This window comes from Afifella sp. IM 167, assembly GCF_020144925.1.
Taxonomy (GTDB): domain Bacteria; phylum Pseudomonadota; class Alphaproteobacteria; order Rhizobiales; family Afifellaceae; genus Afifella.
Map to the genome: position 1 here is coordinate 136,507 of NZ_NSLC01000010.1, position 17,975 is coordinate 154,481.

Genomic DNA, 17,975 nt, shown 5'->3' on the forward strand with positions numbered 1-17,975 from the left:
CGCCCAAAACTTGGGCATTTTGCCCGCTTCGGAATCTCAGCTTTCCCGAGCTTCTCCTGAAACGTCTTTCGGATCAGTCTCTTGGAGATTATGGCCGGATTCTGGCACATCTCTTGGAACGGCGGCCGCAGGAGGCGGCTGTGCGGCGCGTCATCCGGCTGGCCGCATCGCGGCCCAACCATGGGAGAGTGTGACCGAGATGAAATTGATCATTGCGATCATCAAGCCCTTCAAGCTCGACGAGGTGCGTGAAGCGCTCACCGGGCTCGGAGTGCAGGGCCTCACCGTCACGGAAGTGAAGGGATATGGCCGGCAGAAGGGGCATACGGAGATTTATCGCGGCGCCGAATACGCCGTGAGCTTCCTGCCAAAGCTGAAGATCGAAGTTGTCGTGGAAGCTGCGGGCGCCGATCGCGTCGTGCAGGCGATCGCCGGCGCCGCCAAGAGCGGCCAGATCGGCGACGGCAAGATCTTCGTCGTCAATGTCGAACACGCCGTGCGCATTCGCACCGGCGAGCTGGACAAGGAGGCGCTCTGAAGATGGGGACCGCGAGAGAGGGAAAATCGATGAATTATGAATCCTGGCTGAAGCGGGCGGCCTTTGTGGCGCCGCTTGCGCTTCTGGCAATGGATCCGGCGCTCGCGCAGGATGCCGCGCCCGAGGCGCCGGCCGTCGCCGACCCGGCGGCGATCGCCTTCACCTTCAACACGCTCTCCTTCCTCATGACGGGCTTCCTCGTCATGTGGATGGCGGCCGGCTTTGCCATGCTGGAGGCCGGCCTGGTGCGTTCCAAGAACGTCTCCATGCAGTGCCTGAAGAACATCGCGCTTTATTCGGTTGCCGGCCTGATGTTCTGGGTGATCGGCTACAACCTGATGTACATGGATGTGAACGGCGGCTATTTCGGCGTTCCGATCCCCAAGGCGATCCCCGATCCCGCCTCCGAGACGAGCGGCGACTATGCGGTGGCCTCCGACTGGTTCTTCCAGATGGTCTTCTGCGCCACCGCGGCCTCGATCGTCTCCGGCACGCTCGCCGAGCGCATCAAGCTCTGGCCGTTCCTGATCTTCACGGTGATCCTGACCGGCGTCATCTACCCGATCACGGGCTCCTGGCAGTGGGGCGCCGGCTGGCTCTCCGAGATGGGCTTTTCCGACTTCGCGGGCTCCACGCTCGTGCATTCGGTCGGTGGTTGGTGCGCCCTTTCCGGCGCCATCCTGCTCGGCGCGCGCCGCGGCAAGTACGGGGCGGACGGCTCGGTCCACCCGATGCCGGGTTCCTCGATCCCGCTCGCCACGCTCGGCACCTTCATCCTGTGGCTCGGCTGGTTCGGCTTCAACGGCGGCTCCCAGCTCGCCCTTGACGGCTTCGAGAACGCCTCGGCGATCTCGCGCATCTTCGTCAACACCAACCTCGCCGCGGCGGCGGGCGTCGTGGTGGCGATGATCCTCACCCAGGTGATCTACAAGAAGGTCGATGTGACGATGGCCCTCAACGGCGCGCTTGCCGGCCTCGTCTCCATCACGGCCGAGCCGCTGGCGCCGAGTGTGCCGGTTGCTCTGCTCGTCGGTGGCATCGGCGGCATCATCGTGGTCCTCGTCGTGCCGCTGCTCGACAAGCTGAAGATCGACGACGTGGTCGGCGCCATTCCGGTGCATCTGGTCGCGGGCATCTGGGGCACGCTCATCGTGCCGCTTTCCAATGCCGACACCAGCTACGTCACGCAGCTGATCGGCATCGTCTCGGTCGGCATCTTCTGCCTGGTGGTCTCCTCCATCGTCTGGCTGATCCTCAAATTCACCGTCGGCATGCGCGTCGGCGAGGAAGAAGAGGCGCTCGGTCTGGATGCGGTCGAGGTCGGTGTCGAGGCCTATCCGGAGTTCGGTGTCGGCTCGCAGCGCGTCTGAGCGCAAAAGACACGTCAATCCGCGGCCCGGGCTATGCCCGGGCCGTTTTTTTATGTCTGGAGCCTCGCTCCATCCTGCTGGTTAACAAGCGTTTAACCCGCACTGGCCTATCTTCGCGCTCGACGGAAAGCGAGGACGGCGAACCTGATGGCCTTCGGCGCAAGCAGCGAGTTTTTCCATTCCACCTATGCCCTGCGACGCCTCGCGGCGCGGCGGGCCCTGCAGCTTTCGGGATTCGTGCTCCTCCTGGCGATCGCGGTGATGGCCCTTGCCCTCCTGACGTGGAACGTCGCCGATCCGAGCTTTTCCAACCTTACGGACGCCGCTCCGAAGAACCTTCTCGGCCATCCGGGGGCAATCTTCGCCGACCTCGCCATGCAGTTCTTCGGCCTTGCCGTCGTCGCGTTGCTCGCCCCTCCGGCCGCTCTGGGGCTCTCGCTCGTGCGGATGCGACGCCCGCGCCATATCCCCCGCCAGACCGGGCTTTGGATCGGCGGCGCTGCGCTGGCGGCGCTGGCGCTTGCCTGCCTGCCGGTCACCGCGGGCTGGCCGCTGCCGATCGGCCTCGGAGGTGCGCTCGGCGATATCCTCCTGCGCCTTCCCGAATTCCTGTTCGGCGATCCGCTCTCGGTCGGCATGCGCGCCGCGCTCGGCGTCCTTTCGGCCGGACTTGCCATCGCCCTTCTCGTCGCCTCCGCGCTGACCCGCCCGGCGGAGATCGCCGCAGCCTCGGCAAAGAAGGCGCGCCGCTCCGCGGTGGAGGAAGAGGACGAAGACGAGCTCGATACGGATGGCGAGCGCGCGGGCGTCCTCTCCGTCGCCGCCGGCTTCGCCATGCATCATGGCTTTTCGGCTCTTTCCGCCATAAGCCGCGGCCTGAAGCGGGGGGGCAAGATCGCGGTACGCGTCGCCCTGGAACGCAGCGAATCACCGGGCGGGCAAAGCCAGAACGGGGAACGCCTCGAGCCGATGCTCGGCGAGGAACGCGAGGAATTTGCCGACGAAGAATGGGATGTCGAGCCGCAGGCCCCGGCCACACCGCGAGTCGCAGAGGCCGCGCCCCGCCTGAAGCCTGGCAGACGCGTTGCCCGCGAGGCCCAGCCCTCGCTCCTGCCGAGCGCCGAGTACCAGTATCCCCCGCTGCACTTCCTCTCCGAGCCGCAGGTGCGCAAGGGACACGATCTCGACGCTTCCGCGCTGGAGAAGAACGCCAGGGCCCTTGAAGGCGTGCTGGAGGATTTCGGCGTGCGCGGCGAGATCATCAACGTCCGCCCGGGGCCGGTCGTGACCCTCTATGAGCTGGAGCCGGCTCCCGGCATCAAGTCCTCGCGGGTCATTGGCCTGGCCGACGACATCGCCCGCTCCATGAGCGCGATCGCCGCCCGCGTCGCGGTGGTTCCCGGCCGCAACGTGATCGGCATCGAGCTTCCGAACGTTCGCCGCGAGACGGTCTACCTGCAGGAGCTCCTCGCCTCGAGCGACTTCGAGAAGAGCCGCGCCAAGCTTGCCCTTGCTCTCGGCAAGACGATCGGCGGCGAACCGGTCATCGCCGACCTTGCCAAGATGCCTCATCTTCTCGTCGCCGGTACCACGGGTTCAGGCAAGTCGGTCTCGATCAACACCATGATCCTGTCGCTGCTCTACCGGCTGAAGCCGGAGGAGTGCCGGCTCATCCTGATCGACCCGAAGATGCTCGAGCTTTCCGTCTATGACGGCATTCCGCACCTCCTGACCCCGGTCGTCACCGATCCCAAGAAGGCCGTCGTCGCCCTCAAATGGACGGTGCGGGAGATGGAGGAGCGCTACAAGCAGATGTCGAAGCTCGGCGTCCGCAACATCGACGGCTTCAACCAGCGCGTCGCCGCGGCGAAGAAGAAGGGCGAGGTGATCCAGCGCACCGTCCAGACCGGCTTCGACCACGATACCGGCGAGGCGATCTTCGAGACGGAAGAGCTGGAGCTCGAGCCGATCCCCTACATCGTCCTCATCATCGACGAGATGGCGGATCTGATGATCGTCGCCGGCAAGGAGATCGAAGGCGCCGTTCAGCGGCTTGCCCAGATGGCCCGCGCCGCCGGCATCCACGTCATCATGGCGACGCAGCGTCCCTCCGTCGATGTCATCACCGGCACCATCAAGGCGAACTTCCCGACCCGCGTTTCCTTCCAGGTGACCTCCAAGATCGATTCCCGCACCATCCTCGGCGAGCAGGGCGCCGAGCAGCTGCTCGGCCAGGGCGACATGCTCTTCATGGCCGGCGGCGGCCGCATCCAGCGCGTCCACGGACCCTTCGTCTCCGATGAGGAGGTGGAGGACGTCGTCGCCCATCTGAAGGACCAGGGCGTGCCCGACTATCACGACGCCATCACCGACGAGGAGGCCGAGGGCGAATCGGGCTGGGACGCGCTCGCCGCCGGTGGGGGCTCCGACGACAGCAACGACACCTACGATCAGGCTGTCGCCGTGGTCTTGCGCGACCGCAAGGTATCCACCAGCTATATCCAGCGGCGTCTGTCGATCGGATACAATCGCGCCGCCTCCATCGTCGAAAGGATGGAGAAGGAGGGCCTCGTCAGCCCGGCAAATCATGCCGGCAAGCGCGAGATCCTCGTGGGCGACGAAAACGCCGCCTGATCCGATTCTGGCCGCCTTTGGGTGGTGAAGGCGGTGACGCTCGCTGGAACCGCCAAGGTGAGCGGTTCATTGTGAGAAGCCGAAGAGACGGCTTTGGGAGAATTTCGATGCGCATCTTCAACAGGCGCCTGACGCGCCTTGCCGCCGCCGGCGCCGTGGCGCTCGCCATGCTGTCCGCCCCGGCTTTCGCTTTCACCGCGCAGGAGAATGCCGCGCTCGCCGCCATCTCCCAGAAACTCGACGGTGTGCGCACCATGAACGGGGAGTTCATCCAGTTCGGGCCGACGGGCGAGAAGAGCCAGGGCAAGTTCTATATCGCCCGGCCGGGCCGCATCCTCTTCGACTACGATCCGCCCTCGCACCTCAAGGTGCGTTCCGACGGCGATTCGGTCCTGGTCGAGGATGCGAGCGTGAAGACCGAGGACCTCTGGCCCCTGTCGAAGACGCCGCTGAAGTTTCTTCTCGACAACAACCTCAACCTGTCCCGCTCCGACAAGGTGCGCGGGGTCGCCATCGAGAGCGACCTCATCCAGGTGACCATCGTCGACGACGCGCAGTTCGGCGGCGGCACGCTGACGCTCTTCTTCGATCCGGCGAGTTACGAGCTGCGTCAGTGGACCGTGCGCGATGCACAGGGGCTCGATACCACCGTCGTTCTCTACAACGTGGAGACCGGCCGCAATCTCTCTGCGAGCCTGTTCAAGATCAACTACGGCGCCATCACCAACCGGGCGCGCGAGCGCTCTCTGCGTGATTAGAATATTTCCTAACTGTGACCCTTTCGCCAATTGGAATTAAGGCGACGAAAGGGTTAAGAGGAGGATGCGACGATTGGGCTTGTCTCGGCGACGAGAAGTCCCATCTTGTCGCTGCGGAGATCGACCCGGCCGAAACAACGCCCCCCGTCTCGCTCGGGTTCGGTCCGCGAAGGCGTCCAGTCGTTCCGGCTGGGCGCCTTTCGCTTTGTCGGGGCCGATTTCCTGTTGGTTGAAGCCCCTTCTGCTGGATTTAAGGCGCCCGACCCGCCAGACCGGAAAGCATGTCCTTCTCCGTCGCCACCTGGAATATCAACTCCGTCCGTCTGCGCATCGATCTGGTGCGCCGCTTTCTCGCCGAGGCGAGACCCGACGCGCTCTGTCTGCAGGAGACGAAGTGCCCGGACGCGCTGTTTCCCGAGAACGCCTTCCGCGAAGCCGGCTATCCCTTTATCGCGATCGCCGGGGAGAAGGGCTACAACGGCGTCGCGATTGTCTCGCGCCGGCCGCTTTCCCGCATCGACCGCCATCTCTTCTGCGACCGGGGCGACTGCCGGCACATCGCCGCCGAGATGCCGACGCGCACCGGGCCGGTGATGCTGCACAATTTTTACGTGCCCGCGGGCGGCGACGAGCCGGACCGGGAGCGGAACTGGAAGTTCGGCCACAAGCTCGATTTCATTGAGGAGATGCGCCGGCAGGCCGCGCGGTACACCGAGCCCGGCTCGATCCTCGTGGGCGACCTCAACATCGCCCCGCTCGAGACCGACGTCTGGTCGCACAAGCAGCTCCTCAAGGTCGTCAGCCACACGCCGGTGGAGACGGAGGGCCTCCTGCGGCTCCAGGCCGAAGGCGGCTGGGTCGACGTGATGCGGCGCTTCGTGCCCCCGGAAGAAAAGCTCTTCACCTGGTGGAGCTATCGCTCGCCCAACTGGGAGGCCTCCGACCGTGGTCGCAGGCTCGACCATGTCTGGGCGACGCCCGACCTCGGCGCCCGGGCCGTGTCCGTTAAGGTGCTGAAGGAAGCGCGGAGCTGGGAGCGGCCTTCCGATCACGTTCCGGTTATCGCGGCCTTCTCCGAGGAATAAGGAAGGCTCACTCTTCCTGTGGGCTGAGCCGCTTGCCGATATCGCGGATACGGCCCACCGTGTCGGTCAGGCTTTCCGTCAGCTTGTCGCGAAGCGCCTCGGCGATCTCCGGATATTCGTCGAACAGCCTGCGGAAGACCGAGCGGCGGATTTGCAGCACGGCGCTCGGCTCCGTGGCGACCAGCGTCTCGTAGGCCCGCGTCTCGGTGATGAGCGCGAGCTCGCCGATGAGCGCGCCGCGGCCAAGCCGTCGTCCCTCGTCTTCCGTGTTCTCGCGCCTGGCTGCGGCGGCAGGGGTGGCCATCAGCTCCCCGGAAGAGACGAGATAGGCCGAGTGCAGCGGACGCCCGGCTTCCACCATCGTCTCGCCCTTGCGCAGGGTCCGGCTTTCCGCCGAGAAGGCGATGAGGCGCAGATGTTCCTCCGTGAAAGCGGAAAAGAACGGGGCCTCCCTGAGGAGCTGAACGTCCGAACCGAGGCTCATGGGTTTTCCTAGGCCCGGACGAGCTTGTAGCCGCCCGCCTCCGTGATCAGGATTTCCGCATGGGAAGGATCCTTCTCGATCTTCTGCCTGAGCCGGTAGATATGAGTCTCGAGCGTATGGGTGGTCACGCCGGAATTGTATCCCCACACCTCCGAAAGGAGGATGTCGCGTGTCACCGTGCGCTCGCCGGCCCGATAGAGATATTTGAGGATCGCCGTTTCCTTCTCCGTCAGCCGCACCTTCGAGCCGCCGGCGTCGAGCAGCAGCTTCGCGGCCGGCTTGAAGGTGTATGGGCCGATCGTGAAGGTCGCATCCTCGCTCTGCTCGTGCTGGCGCAGATGCGCGCGGATACGCGCCAGCAGCACGGCGAAGCGGAAGGGCTTGGCGACATAGTCGTTGGCGCCCGCCTCCAGGCCGAGCACCGTGTCGGAATCGGTATCGTGCCCGGTCAGCATGATGATCGGCGCCTTGATGCCGCTCTTTCTGAGGAGCTTCACGGCCTCGCGCCCGTCCATGTCGGGCAGCTCGACATCCATGATGATGAGGTCGATATGCCCGTCCTTGGCAGCCTTGATTCCGGCGCCGGCATTGGCTGCGGAGGAAATCTCGAATTCCTCGTAGAGCGATAGTTGCTCTGTCAGCGCGCCGCACAGCTCCTTGTCGTCGTCGACGATGAGGATACGTCTCGCCGTCATCGGCGCTTCTCTCCCGGCCAAACTTGCAAGAATCTCTTGCGCGAAACCTTAAGGCAAGTTGATAACGCCCGCCAGCCTTGGGGTTTCCGCCCATGAAGAGGGCAAGTTGATGCACCCGCCCGATCCGCGTTTCCGGTCGCCGGCGGCAAGGCCGCTGCGCCGCGCCACGAGAGCGCCGCGCCGGATCGTCGTCCGCCCCCTGCCGTTACCCCGCCATTCCGGCCTTCTTCAGCTCGAAGGCCACCTCCACCGCTGCGCCCTAGGCCGCTCCGGCGTGACGCATCGGAAACGGGAGGGCGACGGAGCCACGCCAGTCGGATGCCTGACTCTGGAATGGGGCGCGCTGCGCCCGGACCGGCGTCCGCCGATGCCGATCCCGACTTTGCCGACTCTGCGGCTTGCGCCCGATGACGGGTGGTGCGACGCGAGCCATGCGACGCAATACAACCGCGCGGTCCGCCTGCCCGTGCCGTTCTCGGCGGAGCGGATGTGGCGCGAGGACCATCTCTATGACGCGGTGATCGGCCTTTCGTGGAACACGCAGCCCGTGCGCAGGGGGCTCGGCAGCGCCATCTTCCTGCACCTGGCGCGCCCCGGCTTGCGGCCGACGGACGGCTGCGTCGCCGTGCCGCGTCCGCTCATGCGCCGGCTGCTGCGGCTCGTACGGGCTGGTGATCAGGTACTCGTCCTCAGCCCCGGCGAGAGCGGCCCACCAAAGCGCACCCGTTCCGGCAGGCGCCGCTTCTAGACGCCTACGGTTTCGGGCGCGTGCCGAAGAGCGCACTGCCGACGCGCACATGCGTGGCGCCGAGCTTCACCGCCGTCTCGAAATCGGCGCTCATGCCCATCGAGAGCCCCTTCAGCCCGAGCTTGCGGGCGAGCTTGGCCAGCAGCGCAAAATGCGGACCCGCGGGCTCGTCGAAGGGCGGAATGCACATGAGGCCCGCGATATCGAGGCCGTATTCCTCGCGGCACCGCGCCACAAAAGCCTCCGTCTCGCCGGGAGCGATGCCCGCCTTCTGCTCCTCCTCGCCGGTGTTGACCTGCACGAAGAGCGTCGGCCGGCGTCCCTGCTTTTCCATCTCCTTGGCGAGCGCAACCGCGAGCCGCTCGCGGTCGAGCGAGTGGATCGCGTCGAAGAGCGAAACGGCCTCGCGCGCCTTGTTGGTCTGCAGCGGCCCGATGAGGTGGAGCTCGGTGTCGGCAAACCTCTCGCGCAGCGCCGGCCATTTGCCGGCCGCCTCCTGCACCCGGTTCTCGCCGAAGACACGCTGCCCCGCTTCCAGGACCGGGCGGATGTCTTCCGCTTCGTACGTCTTGCTGACGGCGACGAGCGTGACGCTCGCCGGATCGCGCCCCGCCTCGCGCGCCGCGGCATCGATGCGGCTTAGGATCTCGGCGAGGACGGCGTGCTCCCGCTTCGGGTCGATCTTCTGGCTCATGCGGAACGTCCATGCCGCAGCGCAAACCATCGCGCCCGCGCGAGGTTGACCGGCTTCGGCAATCGTGTTGAAGCTCTCCGGCCCGCGCCAGGCGCGCGGTCCCGACCCCAAGAACCATGCCGTCCATGACCGCGTCAACCGAACGCTATAACCCGCGAAACGTCGAAGCCCGCTGGCAGTCCGTCTGGGAGGAGCGTGGTCTTTTCCGCTGCCCGGACGACGATCCGCGGCCGAAATACTATGTCCTTGAGATGTTCCCCTATCCGTCGGGGCGCATCCATATCGGCCATACCCGCAACTACACGATGGGCGATGTCGTTGCCCGCTATCGGCGCGCGCGCGGCTTCAACGTGCTGCACCCGATGGGCTGGGACGCTTTCGGCATGCCGGCCGAAAACGCGGCGATGCAGAACAGGGTCCATCCCAAGGAATGGACCTACGCCAACATCGCCACGATGCGCGATCAGCTGAAGCTGATGGGCTTTTCGATCGACTGGTCGCGCGAATTCGCGACCTGCGACGTGGAATACTACGCCCAGCAGCAGCGCCTCTTCCTCGACATGCTGGAAGCCGGCCTCGTCCGGCGCAAGAGCGCCAAGGTGAACTGGGATCCGGTCGACAACACCGTGCTCGCCAACGAGCAGGTGATCGACGGGCGCGGCTGGCGCTCCGGCGCCGAGGTGGAGCAGCGCGAGCTCACGCAGTGGTTCTTCGCCATATCCGATTTCGCCGACGAGCTCCTGGAGGCGCTGAAAGGCCTCGATCGCTGGCCTGAGAAGGTGCGGCTGATGCAGGAGAAATGGATCGGCCGCTCCGAGGGCCTCAGGATCCGCTTCGAGCTCGTCGAAAGGGCGCCCTCCGGCGAGGAGATCCTCGAAGTCTTCACAACCCGGCCGGACACGCTCTTCGGCGCCTCCTTCATGGCGCTTTCGCCCGACCATCCGCTTTCCGCCGAAATCGCCGGAAAGGACGAGAAGGCGAAGGCCTTCATCGCCGAATGCCACCGTCGCGGCACCTCCGCGGAGGCGGTCGAGACGGCCGAGAAGAGCGGCTACGACACGGGACTCAAGGTTCGCCATCCATTCGTGGAAGGCAAGCTCCTGCCGGTCTACATCGCCAATTTCGTCCTGATGGGCTACGGCACCGGCGCCATCTTCGGCTGCCCCGCGCACGATCAGCGCGACCTCGATTTCGCCAATCGCTACGGCCTGCCGGTGACGCCGGTGGTCAAGCCCGACGATATCGAAGCGGCCGATTTCACCGTTCTGGAAGAGGCGTATACGGGCCCGGGCCGGATCTACCATTCCGATTTCCTCGACGGCATGACCATCGAGGAAGCCAAGGACGCGGTCGCAAGCCGTCTGGAGGCGCGCAACCTTGCCGGCGCGCCGCAGGCCGCGCGCGAGGTGAATTTCCGCCTGCGCGACTGGGGCATCTCCCGCCAGCGCTACTGGGGCTGTCCGATCCCGATGATCCACTGCCCCGATTGCGGGGCGGTGCCGGTGCCCCATGCGGACCTTCCGGTGAAGCTTCCCGACGACATCGACTTCGACAAGCCCGGCAACCCGCTCGACCGGCATCCGAGCTGGAAGGATGTCGCCTGTCCCAAATGCGGCGGCGCCGCCCGGCGCGAGACCGACACGATGGACACCTTCGTCGACTCGTCCTGGTATTTTGCCCGTTTCACCGCCCCGCATGCCGAGACGCCGACGGTACCGGCGATCGCCAACGACTGGCTACCGGTCGACCAGTATATCGGCGGGATCGAGCACGCGATCCTGCACCTTCTTTATTCGCGCTTCTTCGCCCGGGCCATGACGAAGACCGGTCATCTCGACCTGGCCGAACCCTTCGCCGGCCTCTTTACCCAGGGCATGGTGGTGCACGAGACCTACCGGGAGCCGAACGGCCCCTTCCTGCCGCCCGAGGAGGTGGTTCTGGAAGAAACGGACGGTGTCCGCTCGGCCCGCCACGCGACGACGGGGGCACCAGTCGAGATCGGCCCGATCGAGAAGATGTCGAAGTCGAAGCGCAACACGGTCGGCCCCGAAGAGATCAGCCGCAACTATGGCGCCGACACGGCCCGCTGGTTCATGCTCTCCGACTCGCCGCCCGAGCGCGACGTGCAATGGTCGGCGGCCGGCGTCGAGGGCGCGCACCGTTTCGTTCAGCGCGTCTGGCGCCTCGTGGCCGGCGCCGCGGACACCCTGCCTCCGGCCGGCTCTGCGCTCCCGCGGGAGGTCTCGGAGGCCGGACTCGGACTCCGCCGGACGACTCACCGGGCGATCCGTGATGTGACGGATGCGATCGAAAATCTCCGCTTCAACCGGGCGATCGCCTTCCTGCACGATCTCGCCAACAAGATCGCCGAGCACGATAGTGCCGATACCTCGCCGACCGCGGCCGCTGTGCGCCGCGAAAGCCTGGAGGCCCTCGTGCTTCTGATGGCGCCCTTCATGCCGCACCTCGCCGAAGAGGCCTGGCAGCTTCTCGGCCATGACAGGCTCGTTGCCGAGACGCCATGGCCGGAGGCGGAGGCGGGCCTCCTGCGCGACAACGAGATCACGCTGCCGCTGCAGGTCAACGGCAAGAAGCGCGACGACCTGACGGTCCCGCGCGATGCCACATCCGCCGAGATCGAGGCGGCCGCGCTTGCCAGCGACAGCGTTCAGCGCTTCCTTGAAGGCCGGCCGCCGCGTAAGGTGATCGTGGTGCCGGGGAGGATCGTGAATGTGGTTGGCTAGACGTGCGTCGCTGGCATTTGTGCTTGCGGGTGCCACCCTCTTTGCCGGCTGCCAGATCAGGCCCCTTTACGCACCGACTCCGACCGGCCAGTCGGTGCAGGCCGAGTTGCGCGCCGTCGATGTCGAGCCGCCGGCAAGCCGCGCCGAGCAGGTCTTCCGCAATGTCCTTCTCTTTGGCATCGACGACGCCGTTCCGGCTCCGAATCGGTACCGCCTGACCTACGCCATGTCGCTTTCATCCGGCTCGGTCGGCATCGAAACGGTCACGGGCGTGCCGACGGCCTATCAGATCACCGCGACGCTCAGTTACAGGCTCACAGACATCGAAAGCAGCAAGACGGTCACGGACGGGACCATCGCGACCGTTGCCTCCTACGACCGCTCCTCGCAGGTCTTTGCCAACATCCGCGCCGAGCGCGATGCGGAGGATCGCGCCGCCACCACGCTGGCAGGCATCCTGAAGTCGCGCCTCGCCGCCTTTCTCGCGACCAACTGAGCGGCGCCGCGATGGTCGCGGTCCGAGCTGGCGGCGTTTCCGCATTCGTCGCCGCCCCACCTGAGAGTATTCGCCTCTTCCTTGTCTATGGGCCGGATCAGGGTGCCGTGACAGAGCGGGCCGAGACGCTGGCCTCGGTCCTATCTTCCCGGCACGCCGGCGGCGTCACCCTGGTGCGCATCGGCTCCGACGAGCTCTCCGGCGATCCGGGCCGCATTTCCGACGAGGCGAATGCCGATCTGCTTTTCGGCGGCCCGCCGCTGATCCGGCTCAAGGTGGTGGACGGGCGCCACAACGTGGCGAACGCCGTCCGACCGCTCTTCGATAATCCGCCCGAGACGCCAGCCCTCATCGTTGAGGCGGAAGAACTGCGCGCCGGCAATGCGCTGAGAAAACTCTTCGAGGAGGCCGCCTTCTCCGTGGCGCTTCCCTGTTACGAGGCGACGGCCGAGGACACCGCCGATCTCGCGCGCTCCGCCTTGCGCGAGGCCGGTCTTCAGATCGCACCCGATGCGCTCGACTATCTCGTGGCCCATCTCGGCGGCGACCGCGGCGTGACCCGTCGCGAGCTCGAAAAGCTCATCCTCTATGCAGGCGACTCGCGTGAGGTCGCTCTGGAGGACGTCGTGGCCGTCAGCGGCGAGAGCGTGGAGCTGCGCAACGACCGGCTCATCGACCATGCCTTGACCGGCGATATCGCGCGCCTGGCGGACGACCTCAACCGCCTGAAAGCCGAGGGCGGCTCCCCCGCCTCGGTGATGTCGCAGGCGCTGAGCCATCTCATCATGCTGTCGGGGCTGGCCGCAGAGGCGGCCCGAGGCGGGTCGATCTCATCGCTAGTGGACCGGGCCCGCCCCCCGGTGCATTTCAGGCGCAAGGACAAGGTGGTGCGGACCCTGCAGCTCTGGCCCCTGCCGGCCCTGCAGCGTGCCCGCGCTGCGCTCGACAGCGCGGTTCTCGAAACCCGACAGCTCCCGGCTCTCGACCATGCCGTCGCAGCCACGACGCTCCTCAAGCTCGCCCAGGCGGCACGGCGCGCGGCTCGACGCTAGGCGGGCGCTCCCGTCAGATCCAGGAAGGAGCCTGGCTCAGGCCCGCAGCCGGTTGCAGACCGCATCGAGCTGATCGAGATCGCGGTACTTCAGCCGCACTTCCCCGCGGCCATCGGGCCTGTGGCGGATATCCACCTTTATCCCCAGCCGGTCGCCGATCTCGCGCTCCAGCGCGATGGTATCGGCATCTTTTTCGTCCGCCTGCCGCGCGGTTCCGCCGGAGGGCTCAGCGCCGCGCTGGGCGAGCTTTTCCGTGTCGCGTACCGACAGGCCCTTGGCGATGGCGATGTCGGCGAGCTTGACCGGCTCCTCGGTGTTGATGAGCGCCCGCGCATGGCCCGCCGTCAGCCGGCCGAAACGCAGATGCTCCAGCACCTTTTCCGGTAGCTTCAGGAGCCGCAGGGTGTTCGTGACATGGACCCGGCTCTTGCCGATGACGTCGGCGAGGTCGCCCTGGCTGTAGCTGAATTCCTGGATCAGAGCCTGATAGCCCTGCGCCTCCTCCAGCGGATTGAGGTCGCTGCGCTGGACGTTCTCCACGATCGCGAGCTCGAGTGCCTCGCGGTCGGAGACCTCCAGAACCGTGATCGGCACCTCGTGGATACCCGCCATCTGCGAGGCGCGCCACCGGCGCTCGCCGGCGATGATCTCGTACTCGCCGGGCGTGTCGGGCTTCGGTCGCACCACCACCGGCTGGACGAGACCATGGGCGCGGATGGAGGCGGCCAGATCCTCCAGCTCTTCGCCGGAAAAATCCCTGCGCGGATTGCGTGGGTTGGGATGGATGGAAGCAAGCAGCGCCGTCAGCGGCGTGCGCGGCGCCTCGCTCGCCTGGGCGGGCGCCGCATCCGGCACCGCGTAATCCTGGAGGAGCGCGTCGAGACCGCGTCCCAGCCGCCTTGGGGGTTCCTGTGCCATGTTCCCTCCTACGCCGCTCTCAGCACGCGCTCGCGCTGGATCACTTCGCTCGCCAGCTTGAGATAGGCCTGGCTGCCGGCGCAGTTGATGTCGTAGAGGATCGCCGGCTTGCCGTGCGACGGCGCCTCCGAGATGCGCACATTGCGCGGAATGATGGTGTCGTAGACCTTCTCGCCCATATGCGAGCGCACATCCTCCACGACCTGTCCGGAGAGGTTGTTGCGGCCGTCGTACATGGTGAGCACGATGCCATGGATCGAGAGCTCCGGATTGAGCCCGCGGCGCACCCGCTCGACGGTACCGAGGATCTGGCTGAGACCTTCGAGCGCGAAGAACTCGCACTGCAGCGGCACCAGCACGGCATGCCCGGCCGCCATGGCGTTGATGGTCAAAAGATTGAGCGAGGGCGGGCAGTCGATCAGCACATAAGTGTAGGGCGGCGAGGCCTCGGTTCCGAGGTCGGCGACGGCCTTGCGCAGCCGGAAGGCGCGATCCTGGAGGCTGGCGATCTCCAGCTCGACGCCGAGGAGGTCGAGGGTGGAAGGCGCGATCGACAGGCGCGGCACGACCGTGTCGCGCGCCACCTGCCGGATGGCCATGCCGTCCATCAGGATATCGTAAGTGGAGTGTAGCCGGTTCTCCCTGCCGATCCCCAGACCCGTCGAGGCGTTGCCCTGCGGATCGAGGTCGACGATGAGGACGCGCTCGCCGATCGCGGCGAGAGCTGTGCCGAGATTGATTGCCGTTGTCGTTTTGCCAACGCCGCCCTTCTGGTTAGCGATGACGAGGACGCGGGGAATCGGGGGAAGCCGCTCCGGGTTCTGCGGCATGTCTCAGGCCTTCCTCAGCTTTGGATTGGAGATGGCTGCAATCGTTCCGCCGCCCCCGGCGGCGCTTTCGAACAATATCCGATCGAAGCTCCAGATGTGAGCCGCGGAAGCTTCTTCATGCACATATTCCTTGCCCTTCATGGCAAGAAGAACGCCGCCGGACGCCAGAAGCGGGGCGGCGAGCGCAAGAAGCGTGTCGAGCGGCGCCAGCGCCCGCGCACTGACCACATCGAACCGGCCGGCGCGGCCGTCTGAGAGCGCCTCGATCCGCTCGGAAACAACGGTCGCGTTCGGGGCGCAGACCCGCGCCGCCTGGCGCAGGAACGCGGCCTTCTTGTGGTTCGCCTCCACGAGCGTCACCTCGATCCCCCGCGCCTTGCCGGCAATCGCCACGACGAGACCGGGAAAGCCGCCGCCGCTGCCGAGGTCGATCCAGCGCCGCGCGCTCTCGGATGTCAGCGGCAGGAGCTGCAGGCTGTCGGCGACATGTCGCGTCCAGATCTCCGCCAGCGTTTTCGGCGCGACGAGGTTGTGCGTCGCCTGCCATTCGAAGAGGAGCGCGACGAACCGTTCCAGATCCGATTCGACGTCTCTGGAAAGATCGAATGGCGCGAGAGCTGTGCCTTTCGCCGGCACCTCGCCGAGCAGTTCAGGCGGCACGGCGCTCCCTCCCCGTCTTCTTCAGATGCGCCAGGATGAGCGTCAGGGCGGCCGGCGTCATCCCCTCGATGCGCCCGGCCTGGGCAAGGCTCGCGGGCCGCACGATCTCGAGCCGCTCACGCAGTTCGTTGGAAAGACCCGCGAGCCCGCCATAGGCGAAGTCGTCCGGGATGGCGACCGCCTCCTCCCGCTTCAGGACCGCGACATCCTCCTTCTGCCGATCCAGATAGACGGCGTAGCGCGCATCGGTCGTCACCTGGCGGATCTGCGCCTCCTCTGCCGGGGCAAGCTCCGGCCAGATTCGCGTAAGATCCGCGAAGGTGATCTCCGGATAGGAAAGAAGCTGCATCCCGGTGCGGCGGATACCGTCCTGGTTCACAGCGAGGCCATGGCGCGCGGCCTCGCTCGGCGTGAGCGTCCTCTCCCCGAGGATCGCCCGCAGATGGCCGAGCGCGTTCGCTTTCTTCCGGAACCGATTCGACCGCTCGCTTCCGACGATCCCCCACGCTTCTCCGAGAGGCGTGAGCCGCTCGTCGGCGTTGTCGACCCTCAGGGCCAGCCGGTATTCGGCGCGCGAGGTGAACATGCGGTAAGGCTCCGTCACGCCCCGCGTCACCAGGTCGTCCAGCATGACACCGATATAGGCGTCTGCCCTCGACAGGCTGACCGGTTCCTCGCCGCCTGTGAGCCGTGCGGCGTTGAGCCCTGCGACGAGCCCCTGCGCGGCCGCCTCTTCGTAGCCGGTGGTACCGTTGATCTGGCCGGCGAGGAAAAGACCGGCGACTTTCTTCAGCTCCAACCCCGATGTGAGCTCCCGCGGATCGACATGGTCGTATTCGATGGCATAGCCCGGGCGCAGAATGGTCGCCTTCTCGAGACCGGGCAGGCTGCGCACGAGCGCCAGTTGAACATCCTCCGGCAGCGAGGTCGAAATGCCGTTCGGATAGACGGTGTCGTCGTCGAGGCCCTCCGGCTCCAGGAAGATCTGATGGCTGTCGCGATCGGCGAAGCGGACGATCTTGTCCTCGATGGAGGGGCAATAGCGCGGCCCCCGGCTTTCGATGCGGCCAGAATACATGGCCGAACGGGTGAGGTTCTGCCGGATGATCTCATGCGTCTGCCACACCGTGCGCGTGATGGCGCAGGCGATCTGGGGCGTGGTGATCCGCTCTGTCATTGCCGAGAACGGTTCCGGCGGATCGTCGCCGCGCTGCTTCTCAAGCTGCGACCACGCGATCGTCCTGCCGTCGAGGCGCGGCGGCGTCCCCGTCTTGAGGCGCCCGAGGCGGAGACCGATCCGGCCAAGCGTCGCGGCCAGCGCAAGGGCCGGGGGCTCGCCGGCGCGGCCGGCGGGCATGGTCGCTTCCCCGATATGGATGAGACCGCGAAGGAAGGTGCCGGTGGTGATGACCGCCGCCCCGCAGGCGACTTCCCGACCGTCGGCAAGGACGATCGCCGCCAGTCGCCCATCCTCGAGACGCAGATCCGCAGCCTCGCCCTCGATAACCGCAAGATTGTTCTGCGCCCGAATCGCTTCCTGCATCGCACGGCGATAGAGCGAGCGATCGCTCTGGGCGCGCGGCCCCTGCACCGCCGGCCCCTTGCGGCGGTTGAGCATGCGGAACTGAATCCCTGCCGCGTCCGCCACCTTCCCCATCAGGCCATCGAGCGCGTCGATTTCGCGGACCAGATGCCCCTTCCCGAGACCGCCGATCGCCGGGTTGCAGGACATCGTGCCGATCGTGTCGAAGCGATGCGTCAGAAGAATCGTGCTCGCACCTGCACGCGCCGCGGCCGCCGCCGCCTCGCAGCCAGCGTGGCCGCCCCCGATCACAACCACATCGCATCTCTGGATCATGAGCGTGATCTAGTGGCTTGTCGCCGTGTTGGAAAGGTGTTTCACGTGGAACGGGACAGAAGGCGGCGTCTTGCGTTTCACGTGAAACGCCCTCGCGGATCCCCGGGGTCCGCGTTTCACGTGAAACACATTATTTACCAATACAGAACTTGCCGAACACAGCGTCGAGGATCTCTTCGGCGTCGACGCGTCCGGTGATCCGACCAACGGCGGTGACGCAGGCTCGCAGATCTTCCACGAGCAATTCATCGGTGGGATCCCCTTTCCGTTCCAGAACCGATTCGATGCGGCGAGACAGCGAAGAAATCCCGGCGCGCTGCCTGGCATTCACCGGCGCGGTGCCCGCCGCCCCCCCAGCATCAGCCTGACGCTTCAACCAGGCGCCCAGGGCCCCCTCAAGTTCCGCAAGGC

16 protein-coding genes and 1 pseudogene are annotated in these 17,975 nt (G+C 66.3%); 9 read left to right on the forward strand and 8 right to left on the reverse strand.

The features are described 5' to 3' along the window. The first annotated feature begins 199 nt into the window (after positions 1–199). The 5 genes from CLD20_RS17505 to CLD20_RS17525 all read left to right on the forward strand — a co-directional run bounded on the left by CLD20_RS17505 (position 200) and on the right by CLD20_RS17525 (position 6,385). Positions 200–538 (forward strand): P-II family nitrogen regulator, encoded by a 339-nt coding sequence (locus tag CLD20_RS17505; RefSeq protein ID WP_224407957.1) that lies wholly within the window; start codon positions 200–202, stop codon positions 536–538. 29 nt (positions 539–567) lie between these two features. Continuing rightward, the gene (locus CLD20_RS17510) at positions 568–1,908 is read left to right on the forward strand and encodes an ammonium transporter (RefSeq protein WP_224407958.1); all 1,341 of its coding nucleotides are present in this window, start codon (positions 568–570) and stop codon (positions 1,906–1,908) included. A gap of 147 nt (positions 1,909–2,055) precedes the next feature. Continuing rightward, the gene (locus CLD20_RS17515; RefSeq protein ID WP_224407959.1) at positions 2,056–4,542 is read left to right on the forward strand and encodes a DNA translocase FtsK 4TM domain-containing protein; all 2,487 of its coding nucleotides are present in this window, start codon (positions 2,056–2,058) and stop codon (positions 4,540–4,542) included. A gap of 107 nt (positions 4,543–4,649) precedes the next feature. Continuing rightward, on the forward strand, positions 4,650–5,300 hold the full coding sequence (locus CLD20_RS17520; protein ID WP_224407960.1) for an outer membrane lipoprotein carrier protein LolA: 651 nt from the start codon (positions 4,650–4,652) through the stop codon (positions 5,298–5,300). A 281-nt stretch (positions 5,301–5,581) separates the two neighbouring features. Next, positions 5,582–6,385 carry an exodeoxyribonuclease III gene (locus CLD20_RS17525; protein WP_224407961.1) on the forward strand — a complete coding sequence of 268 codons (804 nt, stop codon included), beginning with the start codon at positions 5,582–5,584 and terminating at the stop codon, positions 6,383–6,385. A 7-nt stretch (positions 6,386–6,392) separates the two neighbouring features. Here CLD20_RS17525 and CLD20_RS17530 read toward each other — a convergent pair whose 3' ends face one another. After that, positions 6,393–6,869, reverse strand: a complete 477-nt coding sequence (locus tag CLD20_RS17530) for a Crp/Fnr family transcriptional regulator (RefSeq protein WP_224407962.1) — start codon at positions 6,867–6,869, stop codon at positions 6,393–6,395. Between the two features lie 8 nt (positions 6,870–6,877). Next, positions 6,878–7,564 (reverse strand): response regulator transcription factor, encoded by a 687-nt coding sequence (locus CLD20_RS17535; RefSeq protein WP_224407963.1) that lies wholly within the window; start codon positions 7,562–7,564, stop codon positions 6,878–6,880. Positions 7,565–7,673: 109 nt separating this feature from the next. Between CLD20_RS17535 and CLD20_RS17540 the strand changes: the two genes are divergently transcribed. Then, on the forward strand, positions 7,674–8,312 hold the full coding sequence (locus CLD20_RS17540) for a L,D-transpeptidase (protein ID WP_224407964.1): 639 nt from the start codon (positions 7,674–7,676) through the stop codon (positions 8,310–8,312). A 4-nt stretch (positions 8,313–8,316) separates the two neighbouring features. On the opposite strand, the gene CLD20_RS17545 is transcribed toward CLD20_RS17540, so the two are convergent. Beyond that, complete coding sequence (locus CLD20_RS17545) at positions 8,317–9,006, reverse strand: YggS family pyridoxal phosphate-dependent enzyme (protein WP_224407965.1); 690 nt, start codon at positions 9,004–9,006, stop codon at positions 8,317–8,319. A gap of 125 nt (positions 9,007–9,131) precedes the next feature. On the opposite strand from CLD20_RS17545, the gene leuS reads away from it, so the two are divergent. The 3 genes from leuS to holA are packed head-to-tail and all read left to right on the forward strand — an operon-like array spanning position 9,132 to position 13,298. Next, on the forward strand, positions 9,132–11,750 hold the full coding sequence (gene leuS, locus CLD20_RS17550) for a leucine--tRNA ligase (RefSeq protein WP_224407966.1): 2,619 nt from the start codon (positions 9,132–9,134) through the stop codon (positions 11,748–11,750). Next, a complete protein-coding gene (gene lptE / locus CLD20_RS17555) occupies positions 11,743–12,246 on the forward strand; it encodes an LPS assembly lipoprotein LptE (RefSeq protein ID WP_224407967.1) in 504 nt (167 codons plus the stop codon). Before leuS ends, lptE begins: the two co-directional genes overlap by 8 nt. Before the next feature lie 11 nt (positions 12,247–12,257). After that, the gene (holA, locus tag CLD20_RS17560) at positions 12,258–13,298 is read left to right on the forward strand and encodes a DNA polymerase III subunit delta (protein WP_224407968.1); all 1,041 of its coding nucleotides are present in this window, start codon (positions 12,258–12,260) and stop codon (positions 13,296–13,298) included. Positions 13,299–13,334: 36 nt separating this feature from the next. Here the strand turns inward: holA and CLD20_RS17565 are convergent, their stop codons facing one another. The 5 genes and pseudogenes from CLD20_RS17565 to CLD20_RS17585 form a co-directional block, all read right to left on the reverse strand. Beyond that, the gene (locus tag CLD20_RS17565; protein WP_224407969.1) at positions 13,335–14,216 is read right to left on the reverse strand and encodes a ParB/RepB/Spo0J family partition protein; all 882 of its coding nucleotides are present in this window, start codon (positions 14,214–14,216) and stop codon (positions 13,335–13,337) included. A gap of 8 nt (positions 14,217–14,224) precedes the next feature. Next, on the reverse strand, positions 14,225–15,046 hold the full coding sequence (locus CLD20_RS17570; protein WP_255599971.1) for a ParA family protein: 822 nt from the start codon (positions 15,044–15,046) through the stop codon (positions 14,225–14,227). A 3-nt stretch (positions 15,047–15,049) separates the two neighbouring features. Next, complete coding sequence (rsmG, locus tag CLD20_RS17575) at positions 15,050–15,706, reverse strand: 16S rRNA (guanine(527)-N(7))-methyltransferase RsmG (protein WP_224407970.1); 657 nt, start codon at positions 15,704–15,706, stop codon at positions 15,050–15,052. After that, positions 15,696–17,564, reverse strand: coding sequence for a tRNA uridine-5-carboxymethylaminomethyl(34) synthesis enzyme MnmG (mnmG, locus tag CLD20_RS17580; protein WP_224407971.1), 1,869 nt, complete (start codon positions 17,562–17,564; stop codon positions 15,696–15,698). Before mnmG ends, rsmG begins: the two co-directional genes overlap by 11 nt. A 130-nt stretch (positions 17,565–17,694) precedes the next feature. After that, positions 17,695–17,975 (reverse strand): annotated as a pseudogene (locus CLD20_RS17585) (tRNA uridine-5-carboxymethylaminomethyl(34) synthesis GTPase MnmE); the annotation flags it as partial.

Bases quoted from the DNA above. Each gene is read 5' to 3' on its own strand.
- CLD20_RS17545 (WP_224407965.1), bottom strand. From the start codon at position 9,006: ATGAGCCAGAAGATCGACCCGAAGCGGGAGCACGCCGTCCTCGCCGAG.
- mnmG (WP_224407971.1), bottom strand. From the start codon at position 17,564: ATGATCCAGAGATGCGATGTGGTTGTGATCGGGGGCGGCCACGCTGGC.
- CLD20_RS17510 (WP_224407958.1), top strand. From the start codon at position 568: ATGAATTATGAATCCTGGCTGAAGCGGGCGGCCTTTGTGGCGCCGCTT.
- CLD20_RS17505 (WP_224407957.1), top strand. From the start codon at position 200: ATGAAATTGATCATTGCGATCATCAAGCCCTTCAAGCTCGACGAGGTG.
- CLD20_RS17530 (WP_224407962.1), bottom strand. From the start codon at position 6,869: ATGAGCCTCGGTTCGGACGTTCAGCTCCTCAGGGAGGCCCCGTTCTTT.
- CLD20_RS17565 (WP_224407969.1), bottom strand. From the start codon at position 14,216: ATGGCACAGGAACCCCCAAGGCGGCTGGGACGCGGTCTCGACGCGCTC.
- leuS (WP_224407966.1), top strand. From the start codon at position 9,132: ATGACCGCGTCAACCGAACGCTATAACCCGCGAAACGTCGAAGCCCGC.
- holA (WP_224407968.1), top strand. From the start codon at position 12,258: ATGGTCGCGGTCCGAGCTGGCGGCGTTTCCGCATTCGTCGCCGCCCCA.
- CLD20_RS17515 (WP_224407959.1), top strand. From the start codon at position 2,056: ATGGCCTTCGGCGCAAGCAGCGAGTTTTTCCATTCCACCTATGCCCTG.
- CLD20_RS17520 (WP_224407960.1), top strand. From the start codon at position 4,650: ATGCGCATCTTCAACAGGCGCCTGACGCGCCTTGCCGCCGCCGGCGCC.
- CLD20_RS17540 (WP_224407964.1), top strand. From the start codon at position 7,674: ATGCACCCGCCCGATCCGCGTTTCCGGTCGCCGGCGGCAAGGCCGCTG.
- CLD20_RS17570 (WP_255599971.1), bottom strand. From the start codon at position 15,046: ATGCCGCAGAACCCGGAGCGGCTTCCCCCGATTCCCCGCGTCCTCGTC.
- CLD20_RS17525 (WP_224407961.1), top strand. From the start codon at position 5,582: ATGTCCTTCTCCGTCGCCACCTGGAATATCAACTCCGTCCGTCTGCGC.
- CLD20_RS17535 (WP_224407963.1), bottom strand. From the start codon at position 7,564: ATGACGGCGAGACGTATCCTCATCGTCGACGACGACAAGGAGCTGTGC.